Source organism: Pandoraea vervacti, assembly GCF_000934605.2.
In the GTDB taxonomy this organism is placed as follows: Bacteria; Pseudomonadota; Gammaproteobacteria; order Burkholderiales; family Burkholderiaceae; genus Pandoraea; species Pandoraea vervacti.
The window spans coordinates 4,909,731-4,923,186 of the sequence record NZ_CP010897.2 but is presented as its reverse complement, the minus strand read 5'-3'; the positions used below and the strand labels follow the sequence as shown (position 1 = coordinate 4,923,186).

The window sequence follows — 13,456 nt, the reverse complement described above, 5'->3', positions numbered from 1 at the left end:
CGGGAACGCCGCGCCCACCTCCCCACCGCCGACCCGTCGTCAGGCCGTCACCCGATGGCCAGACATCGCGTGGAAATGCCTCTCGCAGACCGACCTGATCTGTCCGTACGCAGGGATCGTGCACGGTAAAACTTTCCAAAGATTTTTATAATTGCGAGGTTTGCCTCGATTTGGAAAGTCCGCCATGAAATGGATTGTTCTGGCGATCATTGCTGCTTGTTCTGTGTACGTGCATTTCCGCGGTAAGGTTCGCCATAAATTCTTCCGCCAGCTCTCGGATCATTCGACATTTCTGTCGCCGCTGAACGTGTTCATGTACGCGTTCTCCCGCGTGCCGACGACGCCCTATCTCAAACCCGAGCACTTCCCGGAGCTCGAGCCGTTGCGCCAGAACTGGGAAGCGATCCGCGACGAAGCGATGGCGCTGCTCGATGCCCGCCGCATCAAAGCCTCCGATCAGTACAACGATGTCGGTTTCAATTCGTTTTTCAAGAGCGGCTGGAAGCGCTTCTACCTGAAGTGGTATGACGATGCGCATCCGTCGGCGAGCGATCTGTGCCCGGTGACGACGGAGCTCGTGCGCAAGATCCCGACGATCAAGGCCGCTATGTTCGCCGAATTGCCGCACGGCAGTCGGCTGGTACGTCATCGCGATCCGTATGCGGGATCGCTGCGTTATCACCTCGGACTCGTTACGCCGAACGACGACCGGTGTTATCTCGACGTGGATGGACAGCGATACAGTTGGCGCGACGGTGAAGGCGTCGTGTTCGACGAAACCTATATTCATTACGCCGAGAACCAGAGCGGTCGGAACCGTATCATCCTGTTCTGTGACATTGAGCGGCCAATGGCGTATCGCTGGACCCAGCGTGTCAATCACTGGTTCGGCCGCCATCTGATGGGGGCGGCTGCATCGCCGAACGAGGCGGGGGACCGCACCGGCGGGCTGAACCGGGCATTCAAGTATATTTACTCGATCCGCCTCGTCGGCAAACGCCTCAAGGCGTGGAACCGCTACGTGTACTATGCGGTGAAATGGGCGTTGTTCGGCGGCATCCTGCTATGGATCCTCTGGTGATCGACGCCTGCTAGATCGGGGCCACCGGCCCGCCCCCCCAATTTGCTGTGAGACATCGCGGCGCCTGAGCACAATGCCAGGCGCCGCGTCTTTGAAAAAAGATGACAAACCAAACGCCTGCCGGGGAATCGCCCACCGATCGTTACGCCGTGATCGGCCATCCTGTCGAACATAGCCAGTCGCCGTTCATTCATGCGGAGTTTGCGCGCGAGACGGGACAGCGGCTGACCTATGAACGGCTGCTCGCACCGCTCGATGCGTTCGCCGCTACGGTGCGTAGCTTCATCGAACAAGGGGCGCGTGGCGCCAACGTCACTGTCCCTTTCAAACTGGAAGCGCATGCACTGGCCGACCGTCTGACCGAGCGAGCCCAGGCGGCGGGCGCCGTCAACACGTTGGTGTTCGATGCGCAGGGTATTGCCGGCGACAACACCGATGGTGTCGGGCTGGTGCGCGATATCGAAGGACCGCTCGGGGTATCGATCGCAGGGCGCCGCGTGTTGCTGCTCGGCGCCGGTGGCGCCTCGCGCGGCGCTATGCTGCCGCTGATCGAAGCGACGCCCGCCTCGCTCTTCGTTGCCAATCGAACGGCAGCGCGGGCGGAAGAACTCGTCGCGCGCTTTGCCGACGCGGCCAAGCGTCACAATGTGGCGCTCGCGGGTGGCGGCTGGGCTGCGGTGCCACAGGGATTCGACGTCGTGATCAATGCCACGGCCGGGAGCCTTCAGGGCGAAGTTCCGCCATTGCCGGCGGGCACGTATGCCGCCGGTTCGCTCGCATACGACATGATGTACGGCGCGCAGCCGACCGTTTTCATGTCGCACGCGCTGTCAGCCGGCGCCGCCCGCACGGCAGACGGTCTGGGCATGCTCGTCGAGCAGGCAGCGGAGGCGTTCGCCGTGTGGCGTGGCGTGCGCCCGTCGACCGACGGCGTGCGTGCGGCGCTGCGCGCGCGCCTGAGCGCCAAAGGCTGAGCTTCGGCGATGGCGGCGCAGCGACGCACTTCACGTACCTCCCGAGCTGCGCGCAAGCGCACCTGGGGGCCGTGGCGATGGGCGGGTTACTTCGTCACATTGCTGATCGCAGGGGTGCTTGCGACACAGCTCTATTACTTCCTGCAAATCGGCTGGTGGGTGCGCTTCGATCCGCAATCGACCGCGTTCATGCGTGCGGCCGAAGCGCGTCTGCGCGAGACCGATCGGAACGCGACCCTCAAGCATCAATGGGTGCCGTACGACCAGATCTCGCGCAATCTGAAGCGCGCGATCATTGCGAGCGAAGACGCGAATTTCGTGAACCACGATGGTTACGAGATCGACGCGATGCTCGGGGCGTGGGAAAAAAATCAGAAGAAGGGGCGTATCGTCGCCGGGGGATCGACCCTCTCGCAGCAACTCGCGAAGAACCTCTTCCTGTCCAGCGAAAAGAGCTATCTGCGCAAGGCCGAAGAGTTCACCATCACGTGGATGCTCGAATTCTGGATGGACAAGCAGCGCATCTTCGAGATCTACCTCAACTCGGTGGAGTGGGGCGAGGGCGTGTTCGGCGCCGAGGCGGCCGCGCGTTACTACTATGGCATTCCGGCGTCGAAGCTCTCGCCCTGGCAGGCCGCGCGGCTCGCGGTCATGTTGCCGCGCCCGCGCTATTTCGACACACACCGCAATTCGCCGTACCTCGCACAACGCGCAGGCGTCATTGCGCGACGTATGGGCGCGGCGGAGTTGCCGCAGTAGTCGTTTCGATCGGCAGCGAACCGGCGATCAGTGGCGCGGTTGCGCCGAGTCGGGGACGACCTGCGGCGGCACCTGCACAACGGTCCGCGTCGGGTAGGGCAGTGAGCAACCGACGCCCTCCACGGTTTCCTTCACGTTACGTTGCAGATCCCAGTACAGGCCCCAGTAGTTGCCCAGCAGCGACCAGACACGCACGTTCAGGATGATGGCGCTGTCGCTGACTTGCTTGACCATGATTTCCGGGGCGGGATTGTCGAGAACGCGTTCGTCGTCGGCGACATGTTGGCGCAGCGCCTGCATGGCGGCGTCGAGATCGTCGTCGAGCGCGATGCCGACCGTGACCTCCATGCGACGCGTCGCGTTACGGCTGTAGTTCGTGATCGGCTGGCCCCAGATCTGGTTGTTCGGCACGCAGACATAGATGCCGTCGGCATTCGTGAGTGTAGTGGTGAACAGGCCGATTTCCTCCACCGTGCCGGCAACCGCCGAGCCTGCCGTCACATAGTCGCCGTTTCGGAACGGGCGCAACACCAGCAGCATGGTGCCGGCGGCGATGTTCTGCAACGTGCCCTGCAAGGCGAGGCCGATGGCCAGACCGGCGGCGCCCAATACCGCGATGATGCTGGCGGTCTGTACGCCGAATTGCGCAAGCACCGCGATGATCGTGATGATGCGCACCGACCACAACACGACCGACTCGATGAGCGGTTTGAGCGTGGCGTCGAAATGCTGCGAGCGGCTAAGTGTCTTGTGAATCAGGCGGGACAGTCGTTTGGCAATCCAGAAACCCACCAGCAGGATCAGCACCGCCTGCAGGAATGTCAGGCCGTAGCGAACGGCGTTGGCCGCGAGGAAACCCATCACAGCGTCAAAAGACGTGAGCGGCGTGGTGACTTCCGTCATGGATCATTTCTCCCTATTGGTTGGGTTTGCATGGTTGGCGCGATTGGCGTGGCTCGAATGTTTGAGCAAGGCTGGTGTGACAGCATATGGTGCGAGCGTTGGTCCTGTCGGACAATGCGCGGCTGTGTCAGGTATCTCGCGCCATGGCTAAACGATGTCGACCTTGATTGCCGACATCAAGGTTGACGCAAAGTGCGTCCATTGGTTCGACGCGCCAGCGACGGCGGCTTGCCGAAACCTGTAAATTCACCCCATTTAGGACTATTCCTACGAACGATTCCGGCGGCGGCCGACAAGGGAAGCCATGCGGGCGCTGTGCCGCGGCGTGCCGCCATTGGCGTGACTGTGGCGCGGCTGCTACACTTGGCGTCGCCTTGAAGCAGGGAGAACCTCGTTTGATCAACGCTTTCGTCATCCACCACGGCCGCCTGCAACAGGTGACTTGTGACCATCCCAGTGATCTGGCCAGTGTTACGCCGGTCTGGGTCGACCTGCACAGCGAATCCGAAGAGGAGCGCCGCTGGGTCGAAGACGCCTACAAGGTCAAACTGCCGTCACGGGACGAAGTGACCGACATCGAAGCGTCCGCGCGTTATTACGAGGACGATGACGGCGTGCTGCATATCCGCACCGATTTTCTGCTCGACGATGAAGAGCAGTCGCGTAACGTGCCGGTGGCTTTCGTCGTGGTCAAGGATCTGCTGATTTCGGTGCACGACGAAGATTTGCCGGTGTTCCGTCTGGTGCGCATGCGCGCACGGATTCGTCCTGGCTCCGTGCGCGACGCGATGGATGTCCTGCTCGATCTATATTCGACCGACGCCGAGTACTCGGCCGATTCGCTCGAGGGCGTGTACGCCGCGCTCGAGGAGGTGAGCAAGCGGGTGCTCGGCAAGAACCTTACCGATGCCGACGCTGCCAAGGCGCTCGAGAGCATTGCGGCACAGGAAGACTTGAACGGGCGTATCCGGCGCAACGTTATGGATACGCGACGTGCGGTCTCGTTTCTGATGCGCGCCCGCATGCTCAAGGATGAGCAGTACCAGGAAGGCAAACAGATCATGCGCGATATCGAGTCGCTCGATAACCATACGGCGTATCTGTTCGACAAGATCAACTTCCTGATGGACGCCACCATCGGCTTCATCAACATCAACCAGAACAAGATCATCAAGATTTTCTCGGTGGCGGCGGTTGCGTTTTTGCCGCCGACGCTCATTGCCAGTATCTACGGCATGAACTTCCAGATGATGCCGGAACTGCGCTGGGAGGCCGGGTACCCGTTTGCGATCGGTCTGATGATCCTCTCGGCGATCGCGCCATTCCTGTATTTCCGCCATCGCGGCTGGCTTGACTGAGTCGCTTGAGCGCGTCGACATGACGTTGTGTCAACGACGGTTTCCGACGCGAGCGACGCGAACCTCACGAAGCAAACCGGCCGAGCAGGTAAAATGTCGGCCTTGCTGGATTGGCCCCGTCTCGAATCATTGCCGCCGGCTTACCACCGTTGGAACCCCGCTGGAATACCGTCATGACATTCACCCAAGTTCTCAACGCCGCCTGGACGCGCAACAATTCGCTGTTGTGCGTGGGGCTCGACCCCGAGCCGTCGCGTATTCCCGCACATCTGCAAGGCAAATCGGATACGATTTTCGAGTTTTGCCGACAGATCGTGGATGCCACCGCACCCTACACCAGTGCGTTCAAACCGCAGATTGCCTACTTCGCGGCGCATCGCGCCGAAGACCAGCTCGAACAATTGATCGCGCACATCCACGCCAATCATCCGGGCTTGCCCGTGATTCTGGATGCCAAGCGCGGCGACATTGGCAGCACTGCCGAGCAATATGCCCGTGAGGCATTCGAGAGATATCGCGCGGACGCGGTGACGGTGAACCCGTATATGGGTTTCGATTCGCTCGAACCGTATCTGGCGCACTCGGAAAAAGGGGTGATCGTGTTGTGCCGCACGTCCAACCCAGGCGGCAGCGACCTGCAATTTCTGGATGTCGACGGCAAGCCGCTGTATCAGACAGTGGCGCGACTGGCGGCAGGGCCGTGGAACACCAGCGGCCAGATCGGTCTGGTCGTCGGCGCTACGTTCCCGGCGGAAATCGCGACGGTGCGCGGCATCGTCGGCGATATGCCCCTGCTGATTCCGGGCGTCGGGGCGCAAGGCGGGGATGTCGAGGCGACGGTGACCGCCGGGCGTACGGCCAACGGCACGGGCATGATGATCAATTCATCGCGCGCCATCATCTATGCCGGGCGCGACGAGAACTTTGCGCAAGCTGCCGCAGAAGCCGCGAAAAAGACGCGCGATAGCATCAACGCCTATCGCTGATCGTCGACGGAGGCTTCGGCGCGCGCGTGTCCCCTTGGCGCAATGCCGGGACGTGACGAGCCCCCAAAAAAACAGCGCTTCGCATTCTGAACTGACCCCGTAAAGTTGGACGGGAAAGTTATGTGGTTAAGGGCTGGGTTCTGTACTGCACAGGACTCAGCCCTTTTAGCTTGAGCTTGATGCGATCGTGGTTGTAATAACGGATGTACTCGGCAATCGCTCGGCGTAGTTGATCAACGCTGTCAAAGTGCGCCAGGCGAAAGCACTCGGATTTGAGCGTGCCGAAAAAGCTCTCCATGGCGGCATTATCCAGACAATTGCCTTTGCGAGACATGCTCTGTGACATGCCCCGTGCGGCAAGCCGTTCGCGATATGCCCGCATTTGATAAGCCCAGCCCTGATCGGAATGAAGCATTGGCGCTTGGCCCTCGGCCAAACGCACAAAGGCCTTGTCCAGCATGCCTTGGATGAGTGCAAAGTCAGGCCGCTCACTGGTCTGCCAAGCTACGATCTCGCCGTTGTAGAGATCTAAAACCGGCGACAAATATAGCTTCTTACCGTCAACGTTGAATTCCGTGACATCCGTCACCCATTTCTCGTTGGGTCGTTTGGCCTCGAACTGACGAGCCAGTAGATTAGGCGCGATACGCCCGACCTCTCCCCGATAGGAGCGGTACTTCTTAGGGCGCACAAGCGACTTGAGCCGCAGCAGTGCCATCAAGCGTTGCACCGTCTTGTGATTCACGAGAGTACCGTTCTGGCGCAGCGTGGCCGTCACGCGGCGGTAGCCGTAGCGACCCTTGTGGTACGCAAAGACCTGCGCGATCTTCGCCTTGAGCACGCTATGACGATCTCCGGCCTTGGCCACCGTCATCTGGTAATAGAACGTGCTACGCGCTAAGCCAGCAATCTTTAACAGTGCCCCGAGCGGGTGACGCTCACGCAATGTGCTCACCGCTTGCGCTTTTTCTTTGGCGCTGTCTGCTCCTTGGCCCGGAGCAGTTCGTCCAACTTTTTTAGGTACGCCACCTCCGCGCGCAGGTATTCGATTTCTTTGAGCAGGTCTTCACGCGCACGCTCGTCGCCGGGCGTCGTCGGCTGGGGTGGCTGTTTGGGTTGGGACATCTTGGGTGGCCGGCCTTTACGGCGAGGCTTGAGAGCTTCGAAACCACCCTCATGATACTGGCGCTCCCAACGGCTGACACTATTGCCTTCGCGTAAATCGAACACCGCGCATGTGCGCTGGTACGACAGCTCGTGATGCCACATGTGCTGGAGCACCGACATCTTGAACTCGGCACTATAGGTTTCGTGCTTCTTGCGAAGCCCTGCGTCGCCATGCTCCCGATAAGCATTCACCCAACGCCGTAGCACCGTACAACCAACACCGTACTTCTGGCTTACATGCCGGCTGCCACGCCCACCGTCTAGATATTCACGAACTGCGCGGCGCTTGAACGCCTCGTCGTACTTCGTCATGCAAAAACCCCCAAGGGTTGGATTTATGTCCAACTCTTGGGGGTCAGTTCATTCCGCGGGCGCTGTTTTTTTATGGTGGGGTCCGATGCATCCGCCGACGTGCTCGACGTCTTTGCGCGCGGCTTGACGTCTCAGGCTTCCTTGTCCAACAGTTCGATGACACCGCGTAAGGCGTGCTGCGCGGCCTGGCTGCGAACCTGCGTGCGATCGCCCTTGAAGTGTTTCGTCTCGACGATCGTCGTGATGCGATTGCTCCACCCGAAGCACACCATGCCGACCGGCTTGTCTGCGGTGCCGCCGCCGGGACCGGCGACGCCGGTGATCGACAGGGAGATTTGCGCGCGACTATTGAGCAGGGCGCCCTCGGCCATGGCGCGCGCCACGGGTTCGCTGACCGCGCCATGCTTTTCGATCAGTTCGGGCGGCACGCCGATCATCTCCGACTTGGCCTGATTCGAGTAGGTGACGAACCCGCGCTCGAACCAGTTGCTGCTGCCGGAAATATCCGTAATCGCGGCGGCCACGAGGCCACCTGTGCACGACTCGGCCGTTGCCAGCAGCAGGCGTTCGTCACGCAGACGGTTGCCGACTTTCACCGACAGTTGGGCCAAAAGATTTTGTTCGGAGACCACGGGACGACGCCTTCAAGAAGTCGATGCAACGAATACCGGAACGAATACGGAACGAATACGGAACGAATACGGAACGAATACGGAACGAACGCGAAACCAGCAGAAAACGGGTAAATCCGCACGGAATGGTGTACCACCGACGCTCATATGCCGCTCGGCGTGCAGGCGCCGCGCGGCGAACGGCGTCATCGCGCGGCACCACGTAATGCCGCGTGCTACTACGTAATACCACGTAACGCCACGCTCAGATCGAGCGCCACAGCGCAATGACGAGCAACGTGCAGAATGCGGCCACGAGGTCGTCCAGCATGATGCCCAGGCCGCCTTTGACGGTGCGATCAAAATAGCTGATCGGCGGCGGTTTGACCGCATCGAAGAAGCGGAACAGCACGAAGGCAACGAGTTGCCCGACGAAGCTCGCCGGCGTTATCAACAGCAGCACGATCCAGAACGCGACGATCTCGTCCCAGACGACGGCGCTGGGATCCTGAATGCCGAGCTTGCGTGCCGTGAAACCGCAAATCCAGATGCCGCCGACGATTGATACGGCGATCAATGCTGCCCAGTCCGTGACCGTGAGATACAGATTGAGCACCAGATACGACGCCCAGCCGAAAAGCGTGCCCACTGTGCCGGGCGCGAACGACGACAAGCCCGTGCCGAAGCCAAGGGAAAACAGATGCGCGGGATGCGACAGCAGGAACCGCGAGTTCGGCCGGCGCGGGCCGCTGCCCGGATTGACGGCGGCCGTTTGATCAGTGCTCATTGGAAATGGTCGAAACTTTTGAAGTCGGCAACGACGCTCGCGCCAGTCTTGTCATGGAGATGCAGCATCGTTCGGCGCGCGTCGGGAAGCGCTATTGTACCGATACGCGTGACCCGTATGCCGAGTTCGTTGCCAATGGCCTCGATTCGCCCGCGCTGTGCGGCATCGGCACTGAAACAAAGCTGGTAATCGTCTCCCCCCGCGAGTGTGCAAAGGCGCTGAACGTCGAGCGACTGCGCAGCCAGCAGCGATGAGCGGGGGACGGCATCGACGTTGATGCGCGCGCTCATCGCCGAGCGCTCGAGAATGTGACCGAGATCGCCGAGCAGACCGTCCGAGATGTCCAGTGCGGCACGCGCTACGCCTCGAAGCGCCAGACCAAGCGCCACCTGCGGTTCCGGCAGATCCATCGCACGCCGCGCGAGTGCGAGATCTTCGTCTGCGAGTGTCCATTCGCTGCGCAGGCCGCCGAGTGCCAGTCGCGCATCGCCCAATGTGCCGGAGACCCAGATGTCGTCGCCCGCTTGCGCCGCGTCGCGCCGCAACGCCTGTGCCGTCGGCACGCTACCGAAGACCGTCACGCAGAGATTTCGCGGGCCACGGGTCGTGTCGCCGCCCACCAGCGGACAGGCGTATCGGTCTGCCAGTTCGGTGAGTCCTTGCGCGAACGGCGCCAGCCATGCGGGGTCGCTTTCGGGTAGGGCGAGCGCCAGCGTGAACCCCAACGGGCGCGCCCCCATGGCGGCGAGATCCGAGAGATTGACGGCGAGCGTCTTGTGACCGAGCGAGCGTGGATCGACGTCCGCAAAAAAATGCCTGCCCTCCACGAGCATGTCGGTCGATATCGCCAGTTGCTCTCCCGCAGGCGGGCGCAGCAGCGCGCAGTCATCTCCGATGCCGAGCGTAACGTGCTCGCCCTGACGCGTCGCCCCCGCGAAGAAGCGGTCGATCAGCGAGAACTCGGACAATGATGACGAACCGGTTGGGGATGTCGTGGTCATGGGCAGCAAGAAGTCAGACGAACGGCCAGAAGACGGGGGAACGAAGCATCGAAGCATTGGATGTGTCGAATGCGCCGAATGCGGCTTAGCGAGAGGCAATTTCGGTCAGATGCGAATCGGGTCTGGCCCGGGATGGCATGCGATGCCATGCAAGCCCCTATTCTAAGAGGCAGTTCGTGCTTTCCCAAGCAGACAAACGGTGCAAATCCCGTTTTCAGGCGCGTCCGATGCCGGTCTCGGACAACCCCTCAAACAAAACGCGGCCCTTGTCTGAAAATCCAGTCGATGGTGCGATGCAGCGTTGAATTCGACAATTTTTTTCGCCACTATCGGCTTGGAATTGCGTCAGCGTGGGTGTGGCCCTTATCCGTTTTTTGCATAAATGGCATGAATAAATAGGGCTACAATTCGCACTGAAAATTTGATCTTTTCTGTTCGCCAAGAGCTTCCCCTCATGCCCACGCCGATCGATCCGAAACTGCGCGAAGCTGCGCTCGAGTATCACGAATTTCCCACTCCCGGCAAAATCGCCATCGCGCCGACCAAGCAGTTGCTGAACCAGCGCGACCTGGCGCTGGCTTACTCGCCGGGCGTCGCCGCCGCGTGTGAGGAAATCGTCGTCGATCCGCTCAACGCGTCGCGCTACACAGCGCGCGGCAACCTTGTCGGCGTGATCACTAACGGCACGGCGGTGCTCGGGCTCGGCGATATCGGTCCGCTGGCCTCCAAGCCGGTGATGGAAGGCAAGGGCGTGCTGTTCAAGAAGTTCGCCAATATCGATGTGTTCGATATCGAGATCGCCGAGAAAGACCCGGAGAAGCTGGTCGACATCATTGCCGCGCTCGAACCGACGTTCGGCGCAATCAATCTGGAGGACATCAAGGCCCCGGAGTGCTTCATCGTTGAGCGCAAGCTGCGCGAACGCATGAAGATCCCGGTCTTCCATGACGATCAGCACGGCACGGCCATTGTGGTGGCGGCGGCGCTCATCAATGGTCTGAAGGTGGTGGGCAAGGATCTGTCGTCGGTCAAAGTCGTCACGTCGGGCGCCGGCGCTGCGGCGCTTGCCTGTCTCGACCTGCTCGTCGACATGGGACTGCCCATCGAGAATATCTGGGTGACGGACCTTGCCGGCGTGGTCTACGAGGGCCGTACAGAGCTGATGGATCCGGAGAAGATCCGTTTCTCCCAGAAGACGGACGCGCGTGGGCTTGCCGAGGTCATCGGCGGTGCCGACGTTTTCCTCGGGCTGTCGGCGGCCGGTGTGCTCAAGCCGGAGATGGTCAAGACGATGGCGGATAAGCCATTGATCTTCGCGCTGGCCAATCCGAACCCGGAAATCACGCCCGAACTGGCCAAGGAGGTGCGTCCGGATTGCGTCATGGCGACGGGCCGCACGGACTATCCGAATCAGGTCAATAACGTGCTGTGCTTCCCGTTCATCTTCCGCGGCGCCATCGACGTGGGCGCCACGACCATCACGCGTTCGATGGAAATCGCTGCCGTGAACGCGCTCGCGGAATTGGCTCGTCAGGAGCAGAGCGACATCGTTGCGTCGGCCTACGGCATCAAGAATTTGTCGTTCGGGCCGGAGTATCTGATTCCGAAACCTTTCGATCCGCGCCTGCTGGTCAAAGTGGCGACAGCGGTGGCGGAAGCCGCAATGGCCGCAGGCGTGGCAACGCGTCCGCTTGCCGATATCGACGCTTATTCGCAATCGCTCCAGCAGTTCGTCTACCACAGCGGTGGACTGATGAAGCCGCTGTTCTCGGTCGCACGCAGCGTGCCGGCCGACAAGAAGCGCATCGCGTTCGCGGAAGGTGAGGAAGAGCGCGTATTGCGCGCCGTGCAGGTGCTCGTGGACGAACGTGTGGCCACGCCGATTCTGGTGGGGCGTCCGGCCGTGATCGAGCATCGCATTCAGCAGTACGGCCTGCGTCTGACGCCGGGCGTCGATTTCACCATCGTCAACCCCGAGCACGACGAGCGTTATCGCGACTACTGGGAGACATATCACCGTTTGACAAACCGCAAGGGGGTGACGGCTTCGTATGCGCGCGTCGAAATGCGCCGCCGTACGACGCTGATCGCGGCCATGTTGGTGAGCAAGGGCGAAGCGGACGGTATGATTTGCGGTACGGTGTCGACGCCGGGCCGCCATCTGCACTTCATCGATCGCGTCATCGGCAAGCGCGAGGGTGGGAACGTCTATGCAGCGATGAACGCGCTGGTGCTGCCGAATCGCCAGATTTTCCTCGTCGACACACACCTCAACCAGGATCCCACGGCCGAACAGCTGGCGGAAATCACGCTGATGGCCGCTGAAGAAATCCGTCGCTTCGGCATTCAGCCGAAGGTCGCGCTGTTGTCGCACTCGAACTTTGGTACGAGTGATGCGAACTGCGCACGCAAGATGCGCGATACGCTGGCGATTTTGCAGGAGCGTGCGCCGGAACTCGAAGTGGACGGCGAAATGCACGGCGATTGCGCGCTGGACCCGGAGCTCCGTGCGCGCATCATGCCGGACTCGACGCTGACTGGCGCGGCCAATCTGCTGGTGATGCCCAACATCGACGCCGCCAATATTGCCTACAATCTGCTCAAAACGGCGGCGGGCAACAACGTGGCGATCGGGCCGATCCTGCTGGGCGCGGCCAAGCCGGTGCACATCCTGACCGAATCGGCCACGGTGCGCCGAATCATCAATATGGCAGCGCTCGTCGTGGCCGACGCGGCGGCGCAGCAACCAGTGCGCTGATTTTTTGGCTGCCGCGCTGCGGTAAGCCGACGTTGTTCACCTGGCGTTTGCTCGGGTTCACCGACGGTGCCGATGGTTTGTCGGTATTTAGTCGGCAATTGGCCGATGAAACGCGTAAAACGCCGCCCCAATTCGGGGCGGCGTTTTGCTATTTTGGCGACGCTTTTTTGCATCGTATATCTTCATGTGGGTGCTTACTGTCGTGAAAAACCTTGTGTTTTCATGAATTTGTTGAGTCGTTTGGTTGCAAAATGTAAGCCGACATTGATTCTCGTGAGCAATAGCGATAACCTTACGGCTTCACCCACCAGAACGGGCCCGCAGCGCAAACCGACGCCGGGCGACAGCTAGCTATGACAATGGCACGTTGGCTTCACCGGAGCATCGTGGCACTGACTGCGGCGAGTAGCGTGTTTCTGGGGGCCAACGCGACGGCGCGTGAAACCGCGCCTTCCGTCACGGATCAAATGGCAACGGTTTCCGTTGCCGAATTGCCACGTGAAGCGCAGCGCACGCTGACGCTGATTGCTCAGGGCGGGCCGTTTCCTTATGCCAAAGATGGCATCACGTTCGGAAACTACGAGAAGCGCCTGCCCAAAATGCCGCGTGGCTATTACCATGAATATACGGTGCCAACTCCCGGTGCCCGCAATAGAGGTGCCAGACGCATCATCTGCGGGGGCAACCAACGTGCGGTGGATCCGTGTTACTACACCCAAGACCACTACAACAGCTTTGAACGCATAAGGGAATGACAGC

The 13,456-nt window shown here is 60.9% G+C and carries 12 protein-coding genes; 7 read left to right on the top strand and 5 right to left on the bottom strand.

Features of this window, described 5'->3' with window-relative positions; genetic code table 11:
* The first annotated feature begins 184 nt into the window (after positions 1-184).
* The 3 genes from lpxO to mtgA all read left to right on the top strand — a co-directional run bounded on the left by lpxO (position 185) and on the right by mtgA (position 2,814).
* Complete coding sequence (gene lpxO / locus UC34_RS21460; protein ID WP_044457117.1) at positions 185-1,081, top strand: lipid A hydroxylase LpxO; 897 nt, start codon at positions 185-187, stop codon at positions 1,079-1,081.
* 101 nt (positions 1,082-1,182) lie between these two features.
* Positions 1,183-2,055: a shikimate dehydrogenase gene (gene aroE, locus UC34_RS21455; protein WP_044457116.1), complete on the top strand. Its 873-nt coding sequence runs from the start codon at positions 1,183-1,185 to the stop codon at positions 2,053-2,055.
* Between the two features lie 9 nt (positions 2,056-2,064).
* Positions 2,065-2,814 carry a monofunctional biosynthetic peptidoglycan transglycosylase gene (mtgA, locus tag UC34_RS21450; protein ID WP_044457115.1) on the top strand — a complete coding sequence of 250 codons (750 nt, stop codon included), beginning with the start codon at positions 2,065-2,067 and terminating at the stop codon, positions 2,812-2,814.
* A 27-nt stretch (positions 2,815-2,841) separates the two neighbouring features.
* Here the strand turns inward: mtgA and UC34_RS21445 are convergent, their stop codons facing one another.
* Complete coding sequence (locus tag UC34_RS21445) at positions 2,842-3,717, bottom strand: mechanosensitive ion channel family protein (RefSeq protein ID WP_052811175.1); 876 nt, start codon at positions 3,715-3,717, stop codon at positions 2,842-2,844.
* Positions 3,718-4,112: 395 nt separating this feature from the next.
* Between UC34_RS21445 and corA the strand changes: the two genes are divergently transcribed.
* Both corA and pyrF read left to right on the top strand, forming a co-directional pair.
* Positions 4,113-5,075 carry a magnesium/cobalt transporter CorA gene (gene corA, locus UC34_RS21440; protein ID WP_044457114.1) on the top strand — a complete coding sequence of 321 codons (963 nt, stop codon included), beginning with the start codon at positions 4,113-4,115 and terminating at the stop codon, positions 5,073-5,075.
* A 173-nt stretch (positions 5,076-5,248) separates the two neighbouring features.
* Entirely contained in the window at positions 5,249-6,061 is an 813-nt protein-coding gene (pyrF, locus tag UC34_RS21435) for an orotidine-5'-phosphate decarboxylase (RefSeq protein ID WP_044457113.1), read from the top strand.
* A 118-nt stretch (positions 6,062-6,179) separates the two neighbouring features.
* Here pyrF and UC34_RS25515 read toward each other — a convergent pair.
* The 4 genes from UC34_RS25515 to thiL all read right to left on the bottom strand — a co-directional run bounded on the left by UC34_RS25515 (position 6,180) and on the right by thiL (position 9,939).
* A protein-coding gene (locus UC34_RS25515) for an IS3 family transposase (RefSeq protein WP_418303912.1) occupies positions 6,180-7,540 on the bottom strand; the annotation gives its coding sequence in 2 pieces (ribosomal slippage) (positions 6,180-7,066 and positions 7,066-7,540; 1,362 coding nt in all).
* A gap of 131 nt (positions 7,541-7,671) precedes the next feature.
* Entirely contained in the window at positions 7,672-8,172 is a 501-nt protein-coding gene (locus UC34_RS21420; protein ID WP_044457112.1) for a CinA family protein, read from the bottom strand.
* Between the two features lie 244 nt (positions 8,173-8,416).
* Positions 8,417-8,938: a phosphatidylglycerophosphatase A family protein gene (locus UC34_RS21415; RefSeq protein ID WP_044457111.1), complete on the bottom strand. Its 522-nt coding sequence runs from the start codon at positions 8,936-8,938 to the stop codon at positions 8,417-8,419.
* A complete protein-coding gene (gene thiL / locus UC34_RS21410) occupies positions 8,935-9,939 on the bottom strand; it encodes a thiamine-phosphate kinase (RefSeq protein WP_044457110.1) in 1,005 nt (334 codons plus the stop codon). Before thiL ends, UC34_RS21415 begins: the two co-directional genes overlap by 4 nt.
* 454 nt (positions 9,940-10,393) lie before the next feature.
* Here thiL and UC34_RS21405 point away from each other — a divergent pair, with 454 nt between their 5' ends.
* Both UC34_RS21405 and UC34_RS21400 read left to right on the top strand, forming a co-directional pair.
* The gene (locus UC34_RS21405; protein ID WP_044457109.1) at positions 10,394-12,697 is read left to right on the top strand and encodes an NADP-dependent malic enzyme; all 2,304 of its coding nucleotides are present in this window, start codon (positions 10,394-10,396) and stop codon (positions 12,695-12,697) included.
* Between the two features lie 353 nt (positions 12,698-13,050).
* Entirely contained in the window at positions 13,051-13,452 is a 402-nt protein-coding gene (locus UC34_RS21400; protein WP_418303911.1) for a guanyl-specific ribonuclease, read from the top strand.
* The last annotated feature ends 4 nt before the right edge of the window (positions 13,453-13,456 follow it).

Bases quoted from the DNA above. Each gene is read 5' to 3' on its own strand.
- lpxO (WP_044457117.1), top strand. From the start codon at position 185: ATGAAATGGATTGTTCTGGCGATCATTGCTGCTTGTTCTGTGTACGTG.
- aroE (WP_044457116.1), top strand. From the start codon at position 1,183: ATGACAAACCAAACGCCTGCCGGGGAATCGCCCACCGATCGTTACGCC.
- mtgA (WP_044457115.1), top strand. From the start codon at position 2,065: ATGGCGGCGCAGCGACGCACTTCACGTACCTCCCGAGCTGCGCGCAAG.
- UC34_RS21445 (WP_052811175.1), bottom strand. From the start codon at position 3,717: ATGACGGAAGTCACCACGCCGCTCACGTCTTTTGACGCTGTGATGGGT.
- pyrF (WP_044457113.1), top strand. From the start codon at position 5,249: ATGACATTCACCCAAGTTCTCAACGCCGCCTGGACGCGCAACAATTCG.
- UC34_RS21415 (WP_044457111.1), bottom strand. From the start codon at position 8,938: ATGAGCACTGATCAAACGGCCGCCGTCAATCCGGGCAGCGGCCCGCGC.
- thiL (WP_044457110.1), bottom strand. From the start codon at position 9,939: ATGACCACGACATCCCCAACCGGTTCGTCATCATTGTCCGAGTTCTCG.
- UC34_RS21405 (WP_044457109.1), top strand. From the start codon at position 10,394: ATGCCCACGCCGATCGATCCGAAACTGCGCGAAGCTGCGCTCGAGTAT.
- UC34_RS21400 (WP_418303911.1), top strand. From the start codon at position 13,051: ATGACAATGGCACGTTGGCTTCACCGGAGCATCGTGGCACTGACTGCG.